At 62.3% G+C, this 23,486-nt stretch carries 16 protein-coding genes and 3 pseudogenes; 10 read left to right on the top strand and 9 right to left on the bottom strand.

Annotated elements, in window-relative coordinates:
• A partial coding sequence (locus ACFFIO_RS00790; RefSeq protein WP_378039783.1) for an IS30 family transposase occupies window positions 1-580 on the top strand: 580 nt, incomplete at its 5' end.
• A 4-nt stretch (window positions 581-584) separates the two neighbouring features.
• On the opposite strand, the pseudogene ACFFIO_RS00785 reads toward ACFFIO_RS00790, so the two are convergent.
• Window positions 585-1,576, bottom strand: a pseudogene (locus ACFFIO_RS00785) (IS3 family transposase); the annotation flags it as partial.
• 82 nt (window positions 1,577-1,658) lie between these two features.
• Between ACFFIO_RS00785 and ACFFIO_RS00780 the strand changes: the two are divergent.
• Window positions 1,659-3,054, top strand: a pseudogene (locus ACFFIO_RS00780) (IS1380 family transposase).
• A gap of 252 nt (window positions 3,055-3,306) precedes the next feature.
• Here the strand turns inward: ACFFIO_RS00780 and ACFFIO_RS00775 are convergent.
• On the bottom strand, window positions 3,307-4,677 hold the full coding sequence (locus ACFFIO_RS00775; protein WP_378039782.1) for an MFS transporter: 1,371 nt from the start codon (window positions 4,675-4,677) through the stop codon (window positions 3,307-3,309).
• Between the two features lie 596 nt (window positions 4,678-5,273).
• Between ACFFIO_RS00775 and ACFFIO_RS00770 the strand changes: the two genes are divergently transcribed.
• Window positions 5,274-6,893 (top strand): AMP-binding protein, encoded by a 1,620-nt coding sequence (locus tag ACFFIO_RS00770; protein WP_159554449.1) that lies wholly within the window; start codon window positions 5,274-5,276, stop codon window positions 6,891-6,893.
• A gap of 78 nt (window positions 6,894-6,971) precedes the next feature.
• On the opposite strand, the pseudogene ACFFIO_RS00765 reads toward ACFFIO_RS00770, so the two are convergent.
• Window positions 6,972-8,278 (bottom strand): annotated as a pseudogene (locus ACFFIO_RS00765) (ISL3 family transposase).
• A 525-nt stretch (window positions 8,279-8,803) separates the two neighbouring features.
• On the opposite strand from ACFFIO_RS00765, the gene ACFFIO_RS00760 reads away from it, so the two are divergent.
• Entirely contained in the window at window positions 8,804-10,789 is a 1,986-nt protein-coding gene (locus ACFFIO_RS00760; protein WP_159554451.1) for a flavin-containing monooxygenase, read from the top strand.
• A gap of 189 nt (window positions 10,790-10,978) precedes the next feature.
• Window positions 10,979-11,683: a TetR/AcrR family transcriptional regulator gene (locus ACFFIO_RS00755; protein ID WP_159554453.1), complete on the top strand. Its 705-nt coding sequence runs from the start codon at window positions 10,979-10,981 to the stop codon at window positions 11,681-11,683.
• Window positions 11,684-11,792: 109 nt separating this feature from the next.
• Here the strand turns inward: ACFFIO_RS00755 and ACFFIO_RS00750 are convergent, their stop codons facing one another.
• From ACFFIO_RS00750 to ACFFIO_RS00725, 6 genes are read right to left on the bottom strand one after another with little or no spacing between them, the layout of a single operon-like run.
• The gene (locus tag ACFFIO_RS00750) at window positions 11,793-12,938 is read right to left on the bottom strand and encodes an Rv3169 family protein (RefSeq protein WP_159554455.1); all 1,146 of its coding nucleotides are present in this window, start codon (window positions 12,936-12,938) and stop codon (window positions 11,793-11,795) included.
• Between the two features lie 24 nt (window positions 12,939-12,962).
• The gene (locus tag ACFFIO_RS00745; RefSeq protein WP_159554457.1) at window positions 12,963-13,337 is read right to left on the bottom strand and encodes a hypothetical protein; all 375 of its coding nucleotides are present in this window, start codon (window positions 13,335-13,337) and stop codon (window positions 12,963-12,965) included.
• A complete protein-coding gene (locus ACFFIO_RS00740; RefSeq protein ID WP_159554459.1) occupies window positions 13,334-14,338 on the bottom strand; it encodes a phosphotransferase family protein in 1,005 nt (334 codons plus the stop codon). The genes ACFFIO_RS00745 and ACFFIO_RS00740 overlap by 4 nt, the downstream gene beginning before the upstream one ends.
• Entirely contained in the window at window positions 14,335-15,552 is a 1,218-nt protein-coding gene (locus tag ACFFIO_RS00735) for an acetyl-CoA hydrolase/transferase family protein (RefSeq protein ID WP_159554461.1), read from the bottom strand. Before ACFFIO_RS00735 ends, ACFFIO_RS00740 begins: the two co-directional genes overlap by 4 nt.
• Window positions 15,549-16,424: a cyclase family protein gene (locus tag ACFFIO_RS00730; RefSeq protein WP_159554463.1), complete on the bottom strand. Its 876-nt coding sequence runs from the start codon at window positions 16,422-16,424 to the stop codon at window positions 15,549-15,551. Before ACFFIO_RS00730 ends, ACFFIO_RS00735 begins: the two co-directional genes overlap by 4 nt.
• Window positions 16,421-16,675: an AMP-binding enzyme gene (locus ACFFIO_RS00725; protein WP_256376001.1), complete on the bottom strand. Its 255-nt coding sequence runs from the start codon at window positions 16,673-16,675 to the stop codon at window positions 16,421-16,423. Before ACFFIO_RS00725 ends, ACFFIO_RS00730 begins: the two co-directional genes overlap by 4 nt.
• 472 nt (window positions 16,676-17,147) lie before the next feature.
• Here ACFFIO_RS00725 and ACFFIO_RS00720 point away from each other — a divergent pair, with 472 nt between their 5' ends.
• From ACFFIO_RS00720 to ACFFIO_RS00700, 5 genes are all read left to right on the top strand, one after another.
• Window positions 17,148-18,356: a CaiB/BaiF CoA transferase family protein gene (locus tag ACFFIO_RS00720; protein WP_236558090.1), complete on the top strand. Its 1,209-nt coding sequence runs from the start codon at window positions 17,148-17,150 to the stop codon at window positions 18,354-18,356.
• The gene (locus ACFFIO_RS00715) at window positions 18,353-19,144 is read left to right on the top strand and encodes an IclR family transcriptional regulator (protein WP_159554467.1); all 792 of its coding nucleotides are present in this window, start codon (window positions 18,353-18,355) and stop codon (window positions 19,142-19,144) included. The genes ACFFIO_RS00720 and ACFFIO_RS00715 overlap by 4 nt, the downstream gene beginning before the upstream one ends.
• The gene (locus ACFFIO_RS00710) at window positions 19,128-20,111 is read left to right on the top strand and encodes an alpha/beta hydrolase (protein ID WP_159554469.1); all 984 of its coding nucleotides are present in this window, start codon (window positions 19,128-19,130) and stop codon (window positions 20,109-20,111) included. Before ACFFIO_RS00715 ends, ACFFIO_RS00710 begins: the two co-directional genes overlap by 17 nt.
• Before the next feature lie 201 nt (window positions 20,112-20,312).
• Complete coding sequence (locus ACFFIO_RS00705) at window positions 20,313-21,647, top strand: flavin-containing monooxygenase (protein WP_159554471.1); 1,335 nt, start codon at window positions 20,313-20,315, stop codon at window positions 21,645-21,647.
• A gap of 32 nt (window positions 21,648-21,679) precedes the next feature.
• Window positions 21,680-23,299 (top strand): thiamine pyrophosphate-binding protein, encoded by a 1,620-nt coding sequence (locus ACFFIO_RS00700; RefSeq protein ID WP_159554473.1) that lies wholly within the window; start codon window positions 21,680-21,682, stop codon window positions 23,297-23,299.
• Window positions 23,300-23,486 lie beyond the last annotated feature (187 nt).

Genomic DNA, 23,486 nt, shown 5'->3' with positions numbered 1-23,486 from the left:
CCTCACCTTCCGCTTGAAGGCACTGACACAATTGAGCAATCCGCTGACAAGATCGCGAGCAATCCCAATCGGGACGAACCGGTCCGCGATCGGCACCGTCATCGAACGCAAGAGCCGCTCCACGCTGTTGGTGCATCTGCCCAGACTCGAGGGCTACGGGGAGGTTCCACGAGTCAAGAATGGTCCTGCGCTGGCCGGCTACGGGGCCATCGCGATGAACGCCGCACTGACAACGTCGATGACTCGCCTGCCGGAACAGCTGCGCAAGACACTGACCTGGGATCGCGGGAGGGAACTGTCCGCGCATGCTCAATTCACCCTCGATACGGGCACGAAGGTGTACTTCGCGGATCCGCACTCCCCCTGGCAGCGCCCCACGAACGAGAACACCAACGGCTTGCTGCGCCAGTACTTCCCGAAGGGCACCGACCTATCGCGGTGGACAGCCGCCGACCTGGAAGCCGTCGCGCTGGCGGTCAACAGCCGACCCCGGAAAGCACTCGACTGGAAAACACCTGCAGAGGTGTTCGCCGAGCAACTACAGTTACTCAAACAAGACGGTGTTGCGACGACCGGTTGAATTCGCCTTGCGATCCAGCGTCGCTGTGATGGATCAAATCCCCTGGTGAGACGGGGTGTCCTTCCCGATCACGTTGCCACAGCGCGATTCGTAGCGGGGTCATGACCAGGTCCACGCGCATGCTGGTCGATGCGTGCCAGCCCACGATCCGCTGGGCGAACACGTCCAGGACGAATGCGACGTAGACGAATGCGACGTAGACGAATCCTGCCCAGGTCCGTACGTAGGTGAAATCCGTAACCCACACCCGGTTCGGCACCGCCGCGGTGAAGTCACGATTGAGTAGGTCACCAGCACGCTTTCCATCTGCTCCGGGGATGGTGGTGCGCAGCTTCTTCGCCCGGACGATGCCCTCAAGGCCAAGGGTGCGCATGGCCCAGTCTACTGCACCGCGAGATGTTCCGGCCAAGCCTGGTCGACGTCGGAGAAGGGCGAGCATCTTGCGGCGCCCGTAGAGTCCCTCCGGGGTCATCTGACGACAACCGGTGACCTCGTTGAACTCCCAGGCGAGCTCACGGATCTTGTCTTCGACCAGGGCGTCGGTGACGGTGCGGTCGGCGATACGGGCGGGGTTCTTCCAGGCCCGATAGGTCCGTGCAGCGATCTTCAGGCCCTGCTGGCGCAGGACCCGGAGGATCGACTCGACTGCGTGGCCCTCGGCCCTCATCTCGTCGATGAACGCGACGATCAGCGGTTGCGGGGGTCGAGCTCCCCCGCGAAGAAAATCGAGGCCCGACGCAGGATCTCGTTGTCCTCCCGCAACCGCCGATTCTCGGCCTTGAGCCGCTTGACCTCGGCAGACTCCTCACTGGTGACACCAGGTCGGGTTCCGTCGTCAACCTCGGCCTGCGCGAGCCAGCGCCGCACGGACTCACGCGAGACGCCCTCCTGACCGGCGACCGCGGTAACCGCGGCGGTCTGAGTGGGGTACTCCTGCTGGTGCTCACGCACTAAGCCTTGATCCACCGATGAGCATGCTTGGTACTGGTGCGTAATTAAGAACGAAATGCCCGTCTGACCGGGAAGAATGGCACTTGTCTAAGGTTCCGTTCCACCGCGATGAGAGGGCATCTCGTAGATGCAAGTTTCCCACACCCGGTCTGCACTGTCAGTTTCCTTCGACGAGCCGAACCTCGTCGGCTCTGCTAGGCTGGTCCCGGTGATGGAACTGGCCGCCGAGGCGGGCCTTCACCAGCTGGCCAACAAGCGGTTGACGGTGCCGACCGACAAAGGCGCCAACGCCGGGGCCAAGGTCGCGGCGCTGGTTGCTGGGATGTGCGCCGGAGCGGATTCGATTGATGACATGGCCGTATTGCGACACGGGGCGATGAGGCGCGTGTTCACCGGTTGCTACGCGCCCTCAACGCTGGGGTCATTCCTGCGTTCGTTCACTTTCGGGCACGTGCGCCAGCTCGACGCGGTCGCCTCCCGGATCCTGAACGGCCTAGCTGGACGGGCTCCTCTGCTGGGCAGCCCCGGCGCAGGACAGTTCGTTTATGTTGATGTGGACGACACGATCATCGAGGTCCACGGGTACGCCAAGCAGGGCTCCGGATACGGATACTCCGGGGTCCGCGGACTCAACGCCCTGCTGGCCACGGCCACCACCGACACCACGGCCCCGGTGATCGTGGCCCAACGGTTGCGCAAGGGTGCGGCGAACTCGGCCCGCGGCGCCGGGCGACTGGTCGGCGAAGCCCTGGCCAACCTGGCACGCGTGCGCACTGGCCCTCCCGTGCTGTGCCGTTTTGACTCGGCCTACTACGGACACGGCCCGGTATCGGCGGCCCTGGCCGGCGGCGCTGATGTCTCGGTGACCGTGCGGATGGACCCGGCCGTCAAGCGCGCCATCGCCGGCATCGGCGACACCGCGTGGAGGGCCATTGAATACACCGATGCCGTCTTCGACGAGGCCGCCGGGACCTGGATCTCCAAGGCCGAAGTCGCCGAAACACCCTTCACGGCGTTCTCCTCCCGCAAGAAAAGCGAACGCATCGCCGGAAGGCTGGTAGTACGCCGCATCCCGGAGCTGAACCGGCAAGCAGGCGATGGGCAGCCGACCTTGTTCGACACGCACCGGTTCCACGCCTTCTTCACCACCGTGGACCCGGACGTGTTGGACACGGTGGCCGCGGACCGGACCCACCGGGGTCACGCGGTCATCGAGCAGGTCAACGCCGACCTGAAGGACAGCGCCCTGGCCCACCTGCCCTCCGGACACTTCGGGGCCAACAGTGCCTGGTTGGTCTGCACGGGGAAAAGCCTACAACCTCACCCGCACCGCCGGGATCCTCGCCGCCGGGGCCTTCACCAAAGCTCGCACCGGCACCATCCGGGCCAGGCTCGTGAACATCCCGGCCCGAATCGCCTCCAGCTCCCGCCGGATCCGGATCCGCCTGCCTCAGGCCTGGCCTTGGCAACAGGGACTCGATCGGCTCTTCGCCGCCATGCACCCGCCACCGCAACCGGCATAGAAATCCGTCCGCCAGCCGATACCGGCACGACCGAAGGAACAACAGTGGAACACCCCCGGCAGCGAGGCCGGCTACTTCCCCACGCCCAAAATCGACTCACCCGGCGCTTCCGAAACCACCCTCCAGCCTGAACCCACGTCGATGGATCGAGGCTAAGCGCACACACCTCGAGCGCAGCTGGGCATCAATCTTCTTCGGCATGCTGTCCATCCTTCCGGACTCAAACAGCAGCGGCATCAAACCTGGGACGGTTCAAGTTGCCTCCAGCACCTTCTGATCGGACTGCTGCCCTTCGGCCGCCAACTCATCGCGCGTACGTCGCCATAGAATGAATGCGACGATCGCGGCGATGGCGATGGGCACCACTGCGGCCACATACAGCGTGAGCGGAGTGAAAACCGTAAGCGCGTAACCGACGATGATTGGCATCAATATTGCGCCGACACGACCGAACCCGATCATAGACCCATAACCGCGCGCCCTCAGATCGAGCGGATAGAGCGGCGGCGCCATCGACGTTCCGGCGGCAACTGCCATCATCGCGAAAGTCCCGAGAATTGCGGCGGCAACCAGGGCGAGGGGTGTAGAGATGAGCAGCACGAACGCAATCAGACAGAACGCAGAAATTAATGAGGCAATCCAGGCAATCTTGGTGGCCAGCATCCGAAGCCCAACCACTGCGAAGATCAGTGCGCCAAGCATCCCGCCGAAACTGATCACCGTCCCGACGATCCCCCCGAGGTCGTTCCGTCCCGTCACATTAGAGATCAACTGCGGGGTCCACGAGGTGATGAAGTACTGGGTCGTCACCATGCCACCGAACGCCAACCAGAGAAGGATCGTCCGTTCCCTGAACCGGGGGGAGAACAAACGCGAGAACGAGGCCGTTGTAGTCGGTTCCACCTCTCGAGCCGCTGGTGTCGTGACCGGTGCATCCGTGCGGGCGGCTTCTGCCACTGCCCCGCCGATGCGATCGAGGATCGCAGCAACCCGCTTTCTGGAGTCTTCGGTGTCCTTGGTCTTCAGGAACTCAATCGACTCGGGCAACATGACGATGGTGAGTAAGAGAATTGCCCCACTCAGCACCGCGCCGACAACGAACAAACCCTGCCACCCACCGTAAACATCGATCACTGTCAATCCCACCGCACCGGCGATAGTGCTACCCAACGGGAGTCCGAGAACGATAATTCCGATGGCAAAGTTGCGTTTTTTCGCGGAGGCATACTCCGTAGCGAGAACAACGATTATCGTGGTCATCACACCAACACCGAGGCCAGTGATGAATCGGCTTGCGGCCAGCGTCTCGAAGCTCGGGGAAAACGCTGCCAGGATCATCCCAACGAAGTTCAGCGTCAGGCCGATTAGAGCGAGTGGGCGCCGTCCATAGCGATCTGCCAGGGGAGCGATCAAGATCATTCCAAGTGCCATGCCAAGGAATGCTGAACTCACCAGGTAACCCTTTTCGGCAGGAGCGGCGAACCCTTCAGGTAAATGGGGGAGTGCGAAACCCATTACGAACAGGTCGTAGCCGTCCATAATATTGCACAGTGTACAAACGGCTATAACTAACCATTGATATAGACCCATTTTTGATGTTCGTATGGCGCTTCCGAGTTCCATTATATCTCCCTTCAGCCGGCGCATGTGACGCGAGCTGCTAATGCTTAGATGGCCTGCGCCAGCGGTGATGACATTGGCGCATGCGGGAAAGGGTGTGACCAGCGGGCCGAACAGGTGGATGAGGGGCAGATTTGATAGATGCGAGTTCTCGATGGACGCCCGCCGCCGGTGTCGCGCTCGATATACAGAATGAGAGCCAAGTCACATCGAAGACCGTATCGCTATGTTCGAATAACCGCAATAGGTTTCGAGACCTCGAAGGCTGGGGCCTCCGGGCTGGACCATCGGTCGCCATGGTGCGCATAGTTCCGGAAGGCCAAGCCAGGGCGATCGACCCGCAGGAGCGGAGCCGCAGCACCATCCCCGTATCGGAATCTCGGAACCCTTTTCGCACAAGCGAATGCCGGTTAGTATTGCCGAGATGCGTCAGGCCGCGTTCGGTGGTGAGCGGTGATCGGAACCGTTTGGGGCGCTGGACCCCGTGTCCCTGACGGCGTTCAAGCGGCCGAGCGCGCCACGACTGCCAGCCGACGGATCTACCGAGCGGTTGCGGGACTGTCTTTACAGCCCTGCAGGATTGACGACCAAGGAGAGCTATGACCAGGGGTACTGAACTACTGCACGAACAACTGTCGGCCACCGCGGCGCGATATCCGGATAATCCGGCCATCATGCACCGAGACAGGCGGTTGACCTGGTCGGAAGTCGACTCGCGAACGGACGAGATCGCGCGGGCATTACTAGCTGTGGGGATCTCCAAAGGGAATCACGTTGCACTGTGGTTGCCGAATCATCCTGAATGGCTACTCCTGTGGATCGGTGCAGCAAAGATCGGCGCGGTTGTGATTCCGATCAACACCAGGTACAAGGCCGGGGAAGCCGAGTATGTTCTTCGGCAATCGGACACCTCGATCCTCTTCATCCCCGAGCCATTCCTGGGTATTGACTACGCCGCAAGATTCGCTGAGATCTGTCCGTCGTGGGATGGAACCGGGTCGGCTGAACTCCCGATGCTGCGCAGGGTTGTCCAAATGGGCGACAACCGAACCGCAGGTATCAGCATCTACGAGGAGTTCTTCGACAGAGCACGCGAGACTTCGGCCCAGGAGCTGGCGCATGCCAAGTCACTCGTCACCGTCGATGACACGCTGATCATCGTCTTCACCTCGGGGACGACCGGGCATCCCAAGGGCGTTGTTCACACCCATCAGGCGCTCCGTATGATGAAAGCGGTGACGGCCTGGCTCGGAGTGGGTTCCGAGGATCGAGTGCTGGGCCACCTCCCTCTGTTTCACGTGTCAGGCGTCTTCAGTAGCTTCTTGCCGGCTCTGATTTCGGGCGGCGCGATCGCGCAACTCGACCAGTGGGACACCACAAAAGCGCTCCAGGTGATCGAGAGCCGAAAAGTCAGCGTGCTGTCGGGCATTCCGACACATTTCTATGATCTGCTCCATCATCCCGAACTCGCGGACTACGACACGTCTTCGCTGCGCACCGGATGGATCGGCGGCGCGAGGATACCGGCGGAAATCGTTAGCGGTGCTCGCGACAAGCTAGGCATGGTCTCGCTCATGCCCGTGTACGGCCTGACTGAGACGACCTCGACGACCACATTGGGGCGGCCGACCGATCCGGTCGAGAGCATTCTCGCCGGCAAGGGTGTCGTCATCGACGACTATGAGATCGCGATAGTGGACCCGGTAACCAGGCGCCCCCTCGGCGTTGGTGAGGACGGGGAAATCGCGGTCCGCGGTTACACGGTGATGCGGGAGTACTACAAGAATCCGCAGGCGACGCAGGCGGTCAAGGATGACGACGGCTGGTTCTATACCGGGGATATCGGACGCCTTGATGATGCCGGCTATCTTTCTGTCACCGGGCGACTCTCCGACAAATTCATCGTTGGTGGAAACAACGTCCACCCGGCCGATGTCGAGAATGTGCTCGCACAGTACCCGGGCGTGAACGTGGTTCAGGTAGTCGCCGGCCCAAATACGCGGTTGGGTGAAGTTCCGGTGGCAATCGTGGAGCTCGAGGCTTCCGATAGCGCGACCGCGGAAGAGATCATCGAATTCTGTCGGGGACGTCTGGCCTCTTTCAAGGTGCCGGTCGACGTCATCTTCGTCGACGCGTGGCCGATGACTCCCACTGGAAAGATCGCAAGATCGATCCTGAAGGATAGCGTCCGATCGATTGTCGGCACCACCGAGGCGTGAAGTGATGACGACTTCCCCGGATGGAAGCCTCTCCTGCTGCCCCAGGGCAGCCCCAAAAGGGACTCCTTAAAAGGCTCTTCACAATCCAGGGTGTAGTCGGGGCCTGAATCCTCCGGATTCCAGCAGTGATCTGGTCACATAGTTGGTGAGGTTTCGGAAGCCCAGGGCGGATCCGCGGAGGTGCTCGAGCCGGCCATTGATGGCCTCGGTGGGTCCGTTGGAAGTGCCGGACAGGTCGAAGTAGGCCAGGATGTCCGCCGACCTCTTCTTCAGCGTTCTGCCCAGCGCGGCCAGTTCGGTGAGCTTGGCCGGCACCGCCCGGCCTAGCTTGGCGATGAGCGTGGCCATCATCGTCTTGCCCTTCGTCCGGTCCGGCTGTCGGTAGGCGGCGACCATGTGCTGGTAGAACGCCCAGGTGGCCTCGACCTCCACGTGGTCGTCACCGTCAAAGACGTCCTGGATCCGCGAGTACTGCCTGTCGGTGAGCAGCCCGGCCCCGGTGAGCAGGGTGCGTCGGGCTTTGTAGAGAGGATCGTCCTTGCGGCCACGGTGGCCGTGGACCTGTTGCTGGACCCGCCGCCGGCACTTGTCCACGGCATCCCCGGCCAGACGGACCACGTGGAAGGGATCCATGACGCGGTGGCCTCGGGCAACTCCTCCTCCGCGGCTGTCTTGAATCCGGTGAACCCATCCATGGCCACCACCTCGATCTGGTCGCGCCAGGCCTGGTCGCGTTCGGCGAGCCAGGTCTTGAAGGCCTTCTTGGAGCGGCCCTCGACCATGTCCAACAGGCGGGCCGGGCCGGTGCCGGCGCGTAGCGGGGTGAGGTCGATGATCACGGTGACGTATTTGTCCCCGCGCCGAGTGTGGCGCCACACGTGCTCGTCCACGCCGATGGCGGTGACCCCGTCGAACCGGGCCGGGTCGTTGATGAGCACCCGCTTGCCCTCGGCCAGCACGGCGTCGTTGGCCGTGTTCCACCGCACCGCCAGCGCTTCGGCGACCCTTGCGACGGTCAGATGCTGCATGACCAGGGCCTCCAGGGCCCAGCGCAGTGCGCGGCGGGAAATCTTGGCCTTGGGTTCTGCCGCGGCGGTGGTGTCCTGGCGCCAGACGTGGGCGCAGTCATCGCACCAATAGCGCCGGACCGTGATGTGCAGGGTCGTGGGCCGCCAGCCCAACGGCTCGTGCGCCAGCCTCCGTACCACCGTGCCCCTTGGGGTGCCCTGAGATCCGCAGCGGTGGCACCAGTCATCCGGGTCCGCGACCTTGCAGGCCAGCACCGCCCGGCCGGGTTCCAGATGCTGGCCGGTGGCTTCGAGGCCGATCTCGTCCAGGCGGCAGAACTTGGTCAGGTCATAGTCGTCGAAGGTAGCGTTAGGCACGTCGAGGTCTTTCAGATGGGCAGTGTGAGAACTTCCATCTTCGGAAGGCCTCGACCTCTATCCAGCTATCGACGCGCCGCTACACCGAGAACCCCGTCTACACCCTCATTTGTGATGAGCCATCAAACGCACCGGGCGTGGCTACCGCAACCAGACCAACTACCAGTCACGTATCCTGGGACGGAGCTTCCAGCGGACACGCCGACGCTCCCAAATCCACCCTCGAGCAGGACTCCACGCTCAAGTGTGAAGAGCCTGTAATGGTTTCTCGGTGCTGGCTGAAGGTCTGAGTTAACGCCTTCCCGTCTTCAGGCCCTTGCGCCCCGCCCTCAGCCGGTCCTTATTTCCGGCGGGGCGGGGCGCGTCTGTTTCCTTCGTGGTGTGGGTCCGATACTGGCACTGGACGGTCCGGCAAAAAGAAGCCTTGTTCTCGCCGGGCCGGGGCCGTAAAGTAGCGTACTAAATGATCAGTAAGTTGGTTAAATGGTGCCTGTTCCCGAGCGAGGATTAGTAGGAGTAGAAGTTATGCCGAATGAGATAACAGAAGTGGAAGCCCCGGACGGAGAGGTGCTTCGGCAAGCGCTTGCAGAAGCGAACATCCCGACCCTCCTCATGGTGCTGGTTCAGATGACCGGGGACCTGCGATGGCTTGAGGACCCGTACCGGCCTACCCGAAACCGAGGACTGGGCGACAACGATACGGGCGGCCTCGATGGCCACATTCAGGAGCAGATCCGTTCCGCTGCCTTCGACGCAATTAGTGCGTGGCAGAACGGAAAGCCGCTCGCGGCGCCCGCACCGTCGCGACGGCTGCTTGCAGACATGCTGAGTGTGTCGATGGGTGAGCCAGTGCCGCTGGATTATGCGGACATGATGGCTCACGAGTTGGGTCTCGAGGACCCCGAGCAGGATGAGCAGGCCGTCACTGTGGCGACCGGGGAGCCGGCCACTGCTGGCGGCGTCCAGTTGCGTGCAGCGATCATCGGAGCCGGTGCATCCGGTCTGTGCGCCGCGGTCCGACTCCAGGAAGCGGGCATCCCGTATGTGATTTTCGAGCGCAATGACGAGATCGGGGGCACGTGGTACGAGAACCACTATCCCGGAGCCGGAGTTGACACTCCCAGCCACCTGTACTCGTTTTCCTTCGCAAAGAACGACTGGACTCGCTACTTCGCAGGCCAAGCGGAGATCCGTGACTACTTCAACCGTATTGCCGATGAGTTCGGCATTCGTGAGCACGTCCGATTCGGTTCGGAGGTGACGTCTGCCGTCTTCGACGAGCACGCGCAGGAGTGGGAACTGGCGGTGGCTACCGGCGATGGTGAGTTCGAGACGGTGCGCGCCAACATGGTTATCAGTGCGGTGGGAGCATTCAATAAGCCTAAGTGGCCGACGATCGACGGGCTGGAAGAGTTCGAGGGTCCGGTGGCGCATACGGCGCGGTGGCCCGAGTCGCTGGACCTGACGGGGAAGCGGGTCGCAGTCATCGGCAATGGCGCAAGTGCCATGCAGCTGGTTCCCGCGATCGCGGATACTGTGAAGTCCATGACGGTCTTCCAGCGTTCGCCGCAGTGGGCCGCACCGTTCGAGCAATTCAAGACGCCGATCCCCGATGGGGTTCGTTGGCTGTTCAGCGCGGTGCCGCTGTACGCGTCGTGGTATCGGCTCCGGCTCGCTTGGACCTTCAATGACCGCATCTACGAGGCGCTCCAGAAGGATTCGGAATGGGAACACCCTGACCGTTCGATCAACGCTATCAACGACGGTCACCGCCGATTCTTTACCAGGCACGTCGTCTCTGAACTCGGAGAGCATCAGGATCTGTTGGACAAGTGCCTGCCGACGTACCCGCCCTACGGCAAACGAATGCTGCTCGACAATGGCTGGTTCCGGACGATGACCCGGCCGCACGTCGAGTTGGTGACCGATGGCGTTAAGTCGATCTCAGCCAACCACATCGTGGCCGACGACGGCGCTGCCTACGAGGTGGATGTGATCCTGCTGGCCACCGGGTTCGATGTGGTGCGATTCCTGGCGCCCATGACGGTCACCGGGCGGGGGGGCACGAAACTGCACGACGTATGGCGAGGAGATGATCCTCGCGCGTACCTCGGGCTCACGATGCCGAAGTTTCCGAATTTCTTCTGCCTCTATGGCCCCAACCTCCAGTTTGGTCACGGGGGAAGTCTGCTGTTCATGCTGGAAATGCAGATGCATTACCTCATGGATTTGGTGCGCCAGATGCAGCAACAGCAGATCGCCGTAGTGGAATGCCGGCAAGACGTGCACGACGACTACAACGAGCAGGTGGATGCCACCCACGAAGGCATGATCTGGACGCACCCAGGTATGGACGTCTACTACCGGAACTCCCATGGCCGGGTGGTGGTCAACAACCCGTTCCGAATCGTCGACTTTTGGAAGAGGGTCCAGAACGCGGACCTGAGCGAGTATCTTGTTGAACCGGTCAAGCAATCCGAAGAACCGGTGCTCGCATCGGCGGGTTCCTAGGCGGGCGTCTTCGCTCGGCGAGGGTGCGAGACCGGTAGGTCGCGCCCTTGAGCGAGGCGGATCCGAATGTGCAGTTGGGGCCGGCGCCATCATTGGCGCCGGCCCCAACTCACCTTCGCCATAACATCGACCGTTCCACCCCGAACACACGGCGGGCAAGTACGCTTACTGTACGGTTAATGAGGTCAGATGCTCGGCGGTTCCGCAGGCATCAGCCTGAACGGCGCGCGGGCTGACTCGAAGGTGGAAGATGGGGAGGAATCCGGCCCGTTGTCGAATTCGAAGCCTGCGTCGGGTGGGTACGGTCGCCGACCGGCAGCCGAGACCATTCAGGCATTCATCGCCACCGCTCAGGATCTTTTCGCTGAGCGCGGGTATAATGGCACTTCCATCTCCGACATTGTCAAGGCGATGGGGCTGACCACAGCGAGTCTCTATTATCATATATCGAGCAAACAGGAACTGCTCTATAAGGTTCTGACCACGGGCATTGCGCCGTGGGTCGAGCAACTCGAGAAGATTAACGCCACGGATCTCGACCCGATGAAGAAGTTGCGCCTGGCGGTGGAAAACCATCTGAGCTTCGTGCTTGACAACCCCAACGGCGTGATCGTCTTTCAGCGCGAGCGGCGCTTTCTCGGAGCGCCCTATAAGGACAACTATCTCAAGCAGATCAATCGCTACGACGAGCTGTTCACCGAGATCATCGAGGCAGGCATGCCCGGCGGGGTAACGGGCGATCCACGCCTCATGCGTCTGGCGATTCTGGGGATGATCAATTGGACTGCCGAATGGTACAACCCCGAGGGACGCCTTGGCGCCGATGATATTCGGCGGGCTTTTAGCGAGATCGTCATGGACCGGATCCTGGCTTCGGACGACCCAACGAAGTGAATGACGGCCGCTCTCATATCCGGGCTTAGAACGAGCGGAGTGTGGCCAGAAGTCCACCAGTCGCTTCGTGACGCAGTTGGTGTCCGAGCCGGCCGCACTCCGCTCGGTCTCAGCTGAGGAAATCCCAGCCTTTTCGCCCAGCGGTGCAGACTTCGAAGGCCACCGGGTCGATGGTCTGGTAGATGCCGAGCACTGATGTGCCGTCATCGCGGGTGACGCGGCATAGATGCTCGTCGAGTCCCCGGATGGCAATTCGTGTTTCAGGCCGGTTGACGTCGTAGGTCTCGCCTTCGGTCATCGCCGGTCCGTCATAACTGCCCTGGTGAATGTCGCGGTCTGGGGTGCCTCCGTACATGCCGCAGCGTAGGTATAGGGTCTGCTGGCCGATCTTCTCGTAATGAAGTTGGGCGCTCTCACCGTTGGCGAAGGTGTAGTCGACGATGCCTTCGGTGAAGATATCCGTGTCTGGCTCGAAGCGCAGCCGCCGCGTGGGTTTGTGCGCGGTGGTCCAGGGAACGGTGTCTTCACCGAATGGATAGAACAGCCGGTCGCCCCAGAGGTTCCAGTCGGGGAAGGCGACAAAGGCGTTCCCATTGGTTCCGACGTGTAGACGCCCGCCAAGGGAGAGGCGCGGACCACCGACGCCGCGTCCGGTGCCCCAGTGCCGGTCTCGAGTTCCCGCAGCGTTGGGGCCGAGGGTGATTCGTTCACCGTCGATCTCGACCCAGCCGGAAACGGTTCCGAAACACTCGAACCCGCTAGTGACGTCGTTACGGCGGCCGGGGGGAGTGCCGGCCGCGGAGTTAGACAGCGGTTCGCGGAACGCTTGCCTAGTGGTGTCGGTGAAGGCCAGATCGTAGCTGATACCCCACTCGTTCGGCTCGAGAATGTAGCGCCATTCCCGCAGGCCTCGGACGATGACAGGGACGATGGGGCCGACCCGGAGGTCGTCACGATCGGCGCCGATTGGCCGATAGCTCCGGACACTGGTGTGCCGACCTTTTGAGTTGACGATGGCGTAGGCCTCGGCGCGGTCTAGATTGGGGTAGAAGCTACCGCCGGTAGCGATGGTGAGGTCGCCGGTGTCGTCGTGGATGACGACCCAGTGCCGTTCATATGCCCGGGGGTCACCAGTCCACATGACCCGCACCGGGTCCGGGGTTTGATGGACGAAATGGTCATCGATCGGTGCCAGTGGGAAGTGCTCCGCGAACTCCTCGTAGGAGCGGTCTGCGGGGAGGGTGTCCGAGGCCATTTGGTTTCCTTTCAAGCGGTTGAGTCAGGTCGGGTCGGTCGCGGCGCGCCATTGCGAATAGCTGCCGATCTCGGTCCTGCGACGGACCTCGGATGGGTCCTCGCCCAACGTGGAGATGAGCCGGCTCAGGTTCTCGCGCAGCGATTCGTTGCGGTCGGCGATCACTTGGAGCCCGCTAGCCGGAGAGGCCGGTTCGGAGTCGTCACCCAAGAGTTCGCTGAGGCGGGCATTGTCCTCGAGGAGGAACGGTAGCGTCGGCTCCCAGGAGGTCCGCACGCGCTTCAGTAACCGTCGGGCGTTGGTGATCAATTCACCCGCTGCCGCGAGTTCGGTCTCGGTCTCGGCCAATGCGAGCAGACGGTCCGCACCAGATAGTTGTTCGTCGATCGTCGGTCTCATGAGAGGTCCTCCATCGCGTGGTCGAGCAACGTGGTCAGGACGCGCCGGGTCGGCCGGAACGGTTCGTCACTGCGGCCTTCTAGGAACGATCGCAGGCCACTGACCTGCATCACAGCAGTCTTGAACGTTGAGAATGCTTGCCACCAGCGAAGACTCGCCCGGTCAATGGTGTGCCCCGATACGTGTTCATAGTGGGAGATCAGATCGTCGGCCTCCCAGCTGCCGTCGATGAGGTGCTCGACACGGCGCAACGGCTGGGTAACCCAGCCGAGGTCTTCGAGTGGATCGCCGAGGTGGGCGAGTTCCCAGTCCAGGAGTGCGGTGATGTCCTGGCCCTCGAGCAGGATATTTCCGGGTTTGAAGTCGGCATGGACCAAGGTGGTCCGGCTGGGCCTCGGTGCCGACCGCGTCAGGTAGTCGATCGCGAAGTCCAACTCCGGAAGTGGCTCAAGCTGATCCTGCCTGAGGATACGTACCCAGGCGGCGAGCTCGGCCGCTGCACCGTATCCCGCGTCATTGTGCAGGACGGTCTCTAGCCCGAGTGATTGCCAGTCGACGGCGTGTACCTGCACCAATAGTTCGCAGAACTTTTCGGCGAGTTCCCTCTTCTCTGCGGTGGTGCGTCCCGGATCGGACAGTACGCGGTAGTCGCAATCGCCCGGGCACTGCTGCATGATCAGTGACGGGCGTCCGAGCCAGGTGCCATCGGCATCGATCCACCGGGCCGCCGGCGTGGGTAAATCGCTCTTTTCCAGCAGCCCCAGCACTGTGAACTCGACCTGGCGGTCAGTTTCGACCAGCCCTCCGGGAGGATCGGTGCGAAGGATCAATGGCTCAGTCTGTTCGGCACTATCACGCTGGAGCGTCAGCTCGAACTTCCAGTTGTCCCGTGATCTACCGACACCGATGCGTTGCAGGCCGTTCACCTGCGGATCGGCGCCGTTGAGTCTGTTGCGGAAGAACCCGTCGAGCCGGGATCCTACCTCGGCTGGTGCTGTCATCTGTCGTATCCATTCTGCTCGAGAAGCTGTTGTCGATGCTGTGGTGCGGCGACCGCGGCGATCGCCTCGGCGCGTTCTGGCAGGGTTCGTCCGCGTAGGTCGGCGACGCCAAATTCCGTGACTATGTAGTCGATTCCTGACCGCGGGGTCGTCACTGTCGCCGGTGTCAGTCGGGACACGATGCGTGAGCTCGAACCACCGTGTGCTGTGGCCGGGAGCACGACGATAGACGCTCCTCCGGGAGAGCGTTGCGCGGCTCGGAAGAACTCGGTCTGGCCGCCGATCCCTCCGATGTATCCGCTGTCCGTTTCCTCGGCGTTGACCTGTCCGGAGAGATCGACTTGCAATGCGGAGTTAATCGCGAAGTACTTGGGGATGGACCCGGCTGCCGCCGGCGCCACCACCTCGGAGATCGGGCGCAGCAGAAAGTCTGAGTCGGATACCAAGTGGTACAAGTCCTCAGACCCGGCAGCTTCGCTCAGGACGACCGCATCGGGCTCGTCGCTCAGAGCCCCGGCAGTATGCAGATCGAGCAGCCAATCGCCGATGAGGGTTGAGCGGACTCTGAGGTCGCGTCGGGTTCCCAGTGTCTTACCCAATATCCCGGGAATAGAGCCGATTCCGAGCTGGATTGTGGCGCCGTCAGGAATGAGTCGAGCGGCGTGGTGCGCGATTCGCTGGTGTTCCTCGGCTACTGCCGATGGCGGTACGGTGGGCAGAGGTCGTCTCGTGTGGACCACCGCGTCAAAGCTGTCGGCCGGAATTGTCGGTGCCGTTGTGGTCGGCACCGCCGCATTCACCTCGGCCACCACCACATCGGCGCGGTCGAGGAGTTCGTAGGTGTAGTCCAGTGATATCCCGGGGCTGTGATTGCCGTCGTGGTCGGCAGGTCCTACCTGGAGGACGACGACGAGATTTCCTTTGACGCGCAGTGGCAACACCCGGGTCAGGTCGGTGAACGCGCATGGGATCACCTGGACCTGCCCGACCGTGGCGAGTTTGCGCAGGGGCCCCATCGCGCCGAAGGAAATCAAGGGGCGCGCCGGTGAGCTGCCGGTGAGCGCGTCGCTGTGGCTGAGACCGACGAAGATTTCCACTTCAGGGAGATCAGCGGCCAGGAGCTGATTGAGTAATCCGGTCGGTTCTCCGACACCTTGCGCCACGACGACCAAGTCGCCGCAGTGGATATGCGTTGTGATCCAGTCGGAGTTCATAGGACGGCCACGGGCGTGACCGGCGCACCGGTGGAGCCAGACAGGGGGATGGGCGCGAACACCAGCAAGAAAGTGGAGCGGCCGAGGTCGTGCAGTGTGGCTGCGAGGCCCGTCAGTTCCAGATTCTCGATCAAGGGCACCCCATGTTGGTGGAGAAGGATGAGATGAGCCGGGAAGCCAGGCTGCTCGGCCTGCTGTTCGATGGCGTAGTTGTCGGAACCGACCAGTGCGACGTCGCGTTCGGCAAGCCAACGGGCGCCCGCCTCGCCAATACCGGGTTCATTTGCGTAGTAGTTGCTCGTTGCGCCTTTCGATTCCCACCAACCGGTCCGAACGAGCACGGCATCACCGGCACGAATCTCCACACCGGATTCAGCGATGCCCCGTTCCAGATCAGACGGGGTGACTTCGACCGTGGGGGCGAGCGGGCCGCCGGCTGACTGGACCAGATCGACGAGTACGCCGCGGGTGGCCACCGGGATCAGTTTCTCGGCACCGCACCGCTGGGCGCCCCGCGTGCTGCGCGTGTTGGACGCCGAGTGCCCGTTGTACAGTTCATCTCCTGCCCAGGCGTGGGCCAGAGCATCGACGTGAGTACCGCTGTGGGTGGGGAACTGTACGGTGTCCTCGGCGAATTTGAACCCACCAACAGTACGAGCGCCGAGAGCGTAGTCGCCGGCATCACGATCCATGAAGCGTGACGGCCGGTGCCGGTGACCCGGTACGTCACTACTCGGTCCCAGGGGTTGAGCCAGGGACATCGTTTGCCCGGTGCTCACCAGGGCAGCAGCCCGGCAGGTGACTTCGGGGGTGACGAGGTTCAGGGCCCCGATCTCATCATCGACGCCCCAGCGGCCCCAGTTGTTGGTCATATCTTGGCCATCCGATCCTTGAACAGTTGTTCTCTGACGCGCTCCTCAGCCAATGCGCGTAGTCTTCGGCGTTGGGCCTTACCGGTAACCGTCTGCGGAAGTTCCGTAACGAACACGATGAGTCGGGGAACCTTGAACCCCGCGAGGCGAGCGACGCAGTGATCGGTGAGGACTCCGGGATCGGAGCCCGACTGTGTGACAACGAAAGCCACCGACACCTCCACGAAAGTCGGACGCGGCGCGCCGACCACCAGCGCACTCGCCGAGGGCGACCTGGTCGCATGGCTATCGACCAGCCGTGAGAGGTCAACAGATTCCGGTCGCGCAACCACCGTGCCCCTCCCTTCGATCCAGCATCGCCGCCCCCGGCCTCACAGGACAGGCGCCTGTCGAAACCAAAGGAGTCGAAATTTCGGAATCTACTTCGTGATTACGAAGTTTAGCGAGCAATCTCAAGCCGGTCAAACTATGATTTCGTGGGCCCGCAGTGTTCGAGCACGTGTTGACGCGGCTCGTCTCGCGTGCAATAGTCCATGGTCGAGAAGTCGATTTCGAGAACTGAAATACTCCTGATGGGGTCCTACCGAGAAATCGGCCGCTGGTCCGGGTTGCGCGTCGCCCGCAATTCCCGCCCATGAGCGATGTTGCGTACTTTGAGCATGGTGTTCGTCCAATTTCGGCTTCCTCTACTTCCGGAGGTGAAAGTCAAGGATCTTCCGTCCGGTGGGCCATGCCGCGAAAAGAAGGGGTGTGATGGTGGGACCGTTGAATGGGATTCGGGTCGTTGAGTTCGCCGGTGTCGGTCCAACGCCGTTCACGGCGATGCTGTTGAGCGACCTCGGCGCCGAGGTAATCCGGGTGGATCGGCTGCCACCCACGAACGGTTCGGCGCCGGATGATCTGGGTCGGATGACCGCAGACGCTTTGGGTCGGGGGCGAAAATCCATTGCAGTGGATTTGAAGTCGTCGGACGGGCTGGGGACGGTACTGACACTTCTGAACGGTGCCGACGGCCTCGTCGAGGGATTCCGCCCCGGTGTGATGGAACGCCTCGGACTGGGCCCTGAGGCGTGTCACACCCAGAATCCGCGCCTAGTCTACGGGCGCATGACGGGCTGGGGACAGGACGGTGAGATGTCTCAGCGCGCCGGCCACGACCTCAACTACATCGCACTCGCCGGCGTCCTCGATCACATCGGTGAGCCGGACCGCCCGCCGACAGTGCCACTCAATCTCATCGGCGATTTCGGCGGTGGCGGACTATTACTGGCCTTCGGTATGGTCTCGGCGATGCTGGAGGCGAAGACCTCAGGGAAGGGGCAGGTCGTCGACGCGTCTATGGCGGAAGGGTCCGCACTGTTGATGACGATGATGTACGAACTGTCCGGGCGCGGCCTGTGGAACCACAATCGTGCAGCCAATATGAACGACGGAGGCGCGCATTTCTACAGCGTGTACGCCACCGCGGACGATAAGCATGTGGCGGTTGCGGCGATGGAGCCGAAGTTCTATGCCGATCTGCTCGACTGCCTCGGCCTCGACGCGCGCGCACTACCCGACCAGTGGGACCGCGAGGGCTGGCCGGCCCTGCGGTCAGTGTTTGCCGACGTGTTCCGTACGCGCACCCGTGACGAGTGGTCCGCGCTACTGGAAGGGACCGACTCGTGCGTCACGCCGGTGCTGTCGATGCGAGAGTCACCGCATCACCCGCACAATATCTCGCGCAACGCCTTCGTCGAGGTAGACGGCATCACCCAGCCGGCACCGGCCCCCCGTTTCAGCCGAACATCGGCGCAGGTACAACGCGGTTTGGCAGCTCCCGGACAGCACACGGTCGAGTTGCTCCGCAATGCAGGATTCGGTGATGAGAAGATCGAGACGTTGCTCAAAAACGGAACGCTAGCAATATCGGACGAGGGGGCCAGACCATGAAGCCGGATCGGTTCCTGCGGACGTTCGACGTCCTCGATGCGCTTGCCGATGCGGCGGAGGGCATGCGGCTGACCGAGCTGAGCCAGGCAGTCAATGCCCCGGTCAGCAGTATGCATAACCTGCTGCAGACGATGCTGGCCGCCGAGCTGATCACCGCCACCGAGGACTTGCGGTACATGGTGGGTCCTCGGGCGATCACCGTCAGCATCAAGGTGATGAACTCCCTAGAAATCCGTACCGTTGGCCGGCGCCATTTGGAGCTGCTGGCCAAGACTCTGGGCAACGATGTTTATCTCGCTGTCAGAGTCGGTAATCGGATCGTCTACGTCGAGCGATTCCGTGGCAGTCAACCGGTTTCAGTTAATATCCGGATCGGTGATTCGTTGGCGCTGCATGCGACAGCGGCCGGCAAGCTTTACGCCGCCTATGACGATGATCTGCGGGAGCGGGCCATGGGGCGGGTCCAGATGCAGCTAACGCCGTCCACGATCACTGATCCGGCGGAATTGAGCGCAGAACTTGACCGGATCCGTCAGCAGGAACTGTCCTTGAGCCGGGAAGAAGGCGCGCCGGGAATCTTCGGGCTCGCGGTGCCCGTCCACGACGCGGAAGGCGGGATTATGGCAGCGATTCACGTCTCCGCCCTCAGCGCGGGCTTGGACGCCGACCGGGAAGCCGAACTGATCAAGTCCACACAGCAGAGCGCCATGAACATCGAAAGCGACTTGGGAGTCCGCTACCGGGCCGGTGCCCCCTTGACTGCCACGGGCCATGATGCCCGAAACTAGCCATCCCGGATTGCCCGACGAATGGCGGATCAACCCCGAGATGCGCAAACCACTGGCCGGATTTCGGAAGGCCCTGGGGCCGCGGGGTTTCGGCGGGATCGACGATCTGAACGAGCGGCGCCGGGTGTATGAGCGACTTGGCCAAAAGGCGAACGCCCGTGCCCCCGAAGCGGCGGTCACCAGACGGGATATCGTCCTCGATACTGATCCGCCGGTTCCCGCCCGAATCTATCAACCGCTGAGGGATCGTGGTGGGGGAGCCCTGCTCTACATCCACGGTGGCGGCATGATCATGGGCAGCATTGAGGCTGAGGACGCCCACGCAGCCGAACTGGCGGCGCAGGCGGGTGTCACCACCGTCTCGATCAACTACCGCCTCGCGCCGGAACATCCTTACCCGGCCGGGCTGGACGACTGCAATGCCGCTCTGTCTTGGTTGGTCGGGGCAGCAAGCGAATTAGATATCCAGCCCGACCGGATCGCCGTCTACGGGGTCAGCGGAGGCGGTGGCCTGGCGGCCGCCCTCGCGCTGCGCTGGCGACACCAGCCGGAGCCTCCACTGTCGCTGCTGATGCTCGCAGCGCCCATGCTCGACGATCGGACCGTGACCCAGGGACCCCAACCTGCCGTGGGAATCTGGAACAGCGAACATAACGCTGAAGCGTGGCGACATATCCTCGGTGGCAACGGTGCAGAGCTGCCGGTGCCAGCGGATGCCGCGGCAGCTCGCGCGACAAGCCTGCACGAGATGCCGCCCACCTATCTGGATGTGGGGTCCCTCGACCTGTTTCTCGGCGAGGATCTGCGCTTCGCCGAGGCGCTGGCCTCAGCCGGCGTGCCGCTGGAACTGCATGTCTATCCGGGTGTCTACCACGGGTTCGACCAGATGGCGCCGGATGCCGCGTGGACCCGACTGGCCTGGGAGCGGCGTGTCGACGCGCTGCGACGGGTGGTGCGCTCCGTATAACACGGTGCGACGACTTGTGCAGATCACACCTCGTGCCGCCGAGGTTAAGTCCCGGATTGTCCGGGTTGCTGAAACCCGCCTCAATCCACCGATTTGAATGGCTGCGCCGCGCAGATCCTCTCCTGTCCCTTGTCTCCTTGGTGGGGGGGAGCTAGCATACAGATTATCTAAATTGGAAACCAACTTCGAAAGTAGGAAATCGTGCCAGCTGAGCGAGTTGCAGTAGTGGGCGCCGGCCCCGCGGGGCTGGCCATCACCAAACACCTGCTGGGACGGCATTGCAATGTGACGGTCTACGAAAAGGGCGCCCACGTCGGTGGCCTCTGGGTCTACGGAAACGACAGTGGAGCCGGCGTTGCCTACCGATCGCTGCGGATCAACTCGGAAGCCAAAGACACCGGTTACCGAGACTTCCCGATCCCCACAGACGCGTCGATTTTCCCGACACATTACAAAATGAGGGAATACTTCGACGCATATGCCGACGAGTTCAAACTGCGGCCGCATATCCGCTTCAACAGCGAAGTGACTAAGGTGTACCCGCTGGGCGAGCGGTGCTGGCGGGTGGCCCTCGCCGATGGCTCCGAATTTGATTACGACAGGGTGGTTATAGCTAATGGGCATCAATCCATCCCCAGCGATCCGCCCTTCGCCGGTGACTTCACCGGTACCTACCTTCACTCACGTGACTACCGGACTCCCGAACCATTCGCGGGCAAGAACGTCCTGGTCGTGGGTACCGGCAACAGCGGTCTGGACATCGCTGCTGACGTTTGCGTGTCAGCCCGCCGGACGGTCTTGGCGGCGCGTTCTCCGGTGCTCATCATGCCGCGCATGCTTTTCGGTGTTCCGCTGTCGCGGTTCCTCGCGAAGGTGGAACGGCCATGGCTTCCTTGGCCGCTGGCCCGGCGGCTGCGGGAAATGGTTACCTATATCGTGCATGGGCGGATGGAGCGATGGGGATTCGAAACCCCCAAAGGTCGTACCCACCCGGCCAGCCACCCCACTGTAATGGCTCACATCGCCTGGAATCGGATTGCAGTCCGCCCCGGCGCCTTTGGCGCAAGAGGCATCACCGTGCGTTTTGATGACGGATCCGAAGAGGACTTCGATGCGGTCATTGCCGCTACCGGCTATGCATACGACATTCCGTTCCTCGATGACGAGGTGACGCCGATCTCGGACGGCCGAATCGACCTCTACCGACGCATAGTTACACCGGAATGGCCCGGCCTCTACTTCATCGGTCTGTTCGATGTCAGCGGTGGTGCCAACATCCGAATGATGGACATCCAGAGCCGGTGGCTCGGAGCACTGATCGCCGGGGATATCGAGCTGCCGAGCATCGACGCGATGAAGGAGTCGATCACCGAGGAGCATGCCCGGATGGCGAAACTGTATCCGTCCACCAAGCGGTACGGGCTGGAACTCGATCCTCGGGAATACGGCCTGACGATCCGCGAGGATTTGGCGCGGGCCAAGGCCACGGCAACGAGCGCGGCGGCACCGCCGGAGTTGGCGAAAGCAGCCCGCTGACACGCGGATACTGCCATGCGAAAGGACGCACCATGTATGTCTATGAAGCACTTGCCCAAGGCCTTGCCGATCACGGCGTGACGGTGGTCTTCGGCCTCATGGGTGACGGTAACCTCTTCATGGCCAACCACTATTCATCCCTGCCGGAGACGACGTATATCGCCTCGGCCCATGAGGCCGGCGCAGTCATGATGGCCAATGGCTACGCGAGTGTCTCGAGCCAGATCGGCGTGGCGACCGTAACGCACGGCCCCGGGCTATCCAACACCCTCACGCCTCTGATCGACAGCGTGCGAAGCCGGATGCCGATGGTCATAATCGTCGGTGATACAGCCGAGGGGGACACTCATACGCTGCAGAACATTGACCAGGAAGAACTGGTACGACCCACGGGCGCAGGGTTCCAGCAGGTTCGTGGACCCGAGACTGCCATGGCTGACCTGCGAGAAGCCTTACAACGTGCGGCTATTGAGCGCCGTCCCATCGTTCTCAATGTTCCGGCGGACTACATGTGGACCGAGGTCGAGTACCGCCACGATCCCATCGAGACCATGGTCGAATCAGCGACGACACTAGATCCCGAATCACTAGACAAGGCACTCGGCGTTATCGTAACCGCGACGCGTCCCCTGGTGCTGGCGGGACGGGGCGCGGCAACCCCGGTCGCGCGCGCCACGGTATTGCGGTTGGCGGATCGGTTGGGCGCCCCCGTTGCAACCACTCTGAAAGCAAAGTCGCTGTTCCTCGGCGAGCCCGAATCTCTGGATGTCTTCGGGACCCTGTCGACCAACGCAGCCCTGAAGTTCATCGGTAAGAGCGACTGCGTCATTGCCATCGGCGCCAGCCTGAACTCCTTCACCACCGATAAGACCTCGCTCCTGGACGGCAAGACCGTAGTGCAGTGCGACTACGATCCAAAGGCCATCGGCCGGAACGTGAGAATTGACGCATCGCTAGTGGGAGAGGCATCTGAGGTCGCTGACGTCATCGTCCAATACCTTGACGAGGCAGAACTGTCGGCAAGCACATTTCGGCATGACTGGATCGAACGATCATCCGAGCTGGATCCGTATGATTTGCCCAACCCTCCGACCACCCTCCACGGCCAGCTCCCGTTTCACCAGACGGTGCGATCAATCGATCAGCTCGTACCCCAGGATCGAGTGCTCGTCGTAGACGCGGGCCGATTCATGTTCGCCGGCTACAAGCTCCTTCATGTGGCCGAACCGAAATCGCTGGTGCATACATGCAACTTCGGATCCATCGGCTTAGGCATGGGCAATGCGGTGGGAGCTGCGGTGGCCGCCGGTGACCGGCCGACGCTGCTGTTCTGTGGTGACGGTGGATTCATGCTCGGCGGATTGATGGAGTTCACCACCGCAGTACAGAACGAGCTCGATGTCATCACGGTGGTACTGAATGACGGTTCGTATGGCGCGGAGCATGTGCAGTATCGACACCGCGGGATGGATCCTACGCGGACTCTGTTTCAGTGGCCCGAACTCGCTGACGTCGCGGTCGCGATGGGCGGTGAAGGAGTGACCGTTCGTACCCCCGCCGACTTAGATACGGCCAAGAAGGCGATCGCCAACCGCACCAAGCCGTTGCTAATCGATGTCAAGTTCGACCCTGACGATATCCCGTCCGAGTGAGCCGTGGCCGTGTCACCTGCGTATTCTGCCCGTCTTCGTTCTAGCGACTCGTAACGGGCCAGATAGAGCGAGGTGGTTCTGTTGTACGGAGTCGGGTGAAAACTCCCCGGAACCCAACTTAGAGATTGCGCGGATAGGCGGGTGTGGTTCGTATCCTGCGGGCGGCGTGTCGCTGTGGGCCGGCACG

Source organism: Citricoccus parietis, from assembly GCF_042433045.1.
Classification (GTDB): Bacteria; Actinomycetota; Actinomycetes; order Actinomycetales; family Micrococcaceae; genus Citricoccus; species Citricoccus parietis.
This window is presented reverse-complemented; position numbering and strand designations above follow the sequence as displayed.

Bases quoted from the DNA above. Each gene is read 5' to 3' on its own strand.
- ACFFIO_RS00730 (WP_159554463.1), bottom strand. From the start codon at position 16,424: ATGACCAACAACTGGGGCCGCTGGGGCGTCGATGATGAGATCGGGGCC.
- ACFFIO_RS00715 (WP_159554467.1), top strand. From the start codon at position 18,353: ATGAAGCCGGATCGGTTCCTGCGGACGTTCGACGTCCTCGATGCGCTT.
- ACFFIO_RS00740 (WP_159554459.1), bottom strand. From the start codon at position 14,338: ATGACAGCACCAGCCGAGGTAGGATCCCGGCTCGACGGGTTCTTCCGC.
- ACFFIO_RS00735 (WP_159554461.1), bottom strand. From the start codon at position 15,552: ATGAACTCCGACTGGATCACAACGCATATCCACTGCGGCGACTTGGTC.
- ACFFIO_RS00755 (WP_159554453.1), top strand. From the start codon at position 10,979: ATGCTCGGCGGTTCCGCAGGCATCAGCCTGAACGGCGCGCGGGCTGAC.
- ACFFIO_RS00700 (WP_159554473.1), top strand. From the start codon at position 21,680: ATGTATGTCTATGAAGCACTTGCCCAAGGCCTTGCCGATCACGGCGTG.
- ACFFIO_RS00750 (WP_159554455.1), bottom strand. From the start codon at position 12,938: ATGGCCTCGGACACCCTCCCCGCAGACCGCTCCTACGAGGAGTTCGCG.
- ACFFIO_RS00760 (WP_159554451.1), top strand. From the start codon at position 8,804: ATGCCGAATGAGATAACAGAAGTGGAAGCCCCGGACGGAGAGGTGCTT.
- ACFFIO_RS00710 (WP_159554469.1), top strand. From the start codon at position 19,128: ATGATGCCCGAAACTAGCCATCCCGGATTGCCCGACGAATGGCGGATC.
- ACFFIO_RS00770 (WP_159554449.1), top strand. From the start codon at position 5,274: ATGACCAGGGGTACTGAACTACTGCACGAACAACTGTCGGCCACCGCG.
- ACFFIO_RS00775 (WP_378039782.1), bottom strand. From the start codon at position 4,677: ATGGAACTCGGAAGCGCCATACGAACATCAAAAATGGGTCTATATCAA.
- ACFFIO_RS00745 (WP_159554457.1), bottom strand. From the start codon at position 13,337: ATGAGACCGACGATCGACGAACAACTATCTGGTGCGGACCGTCTGCTC.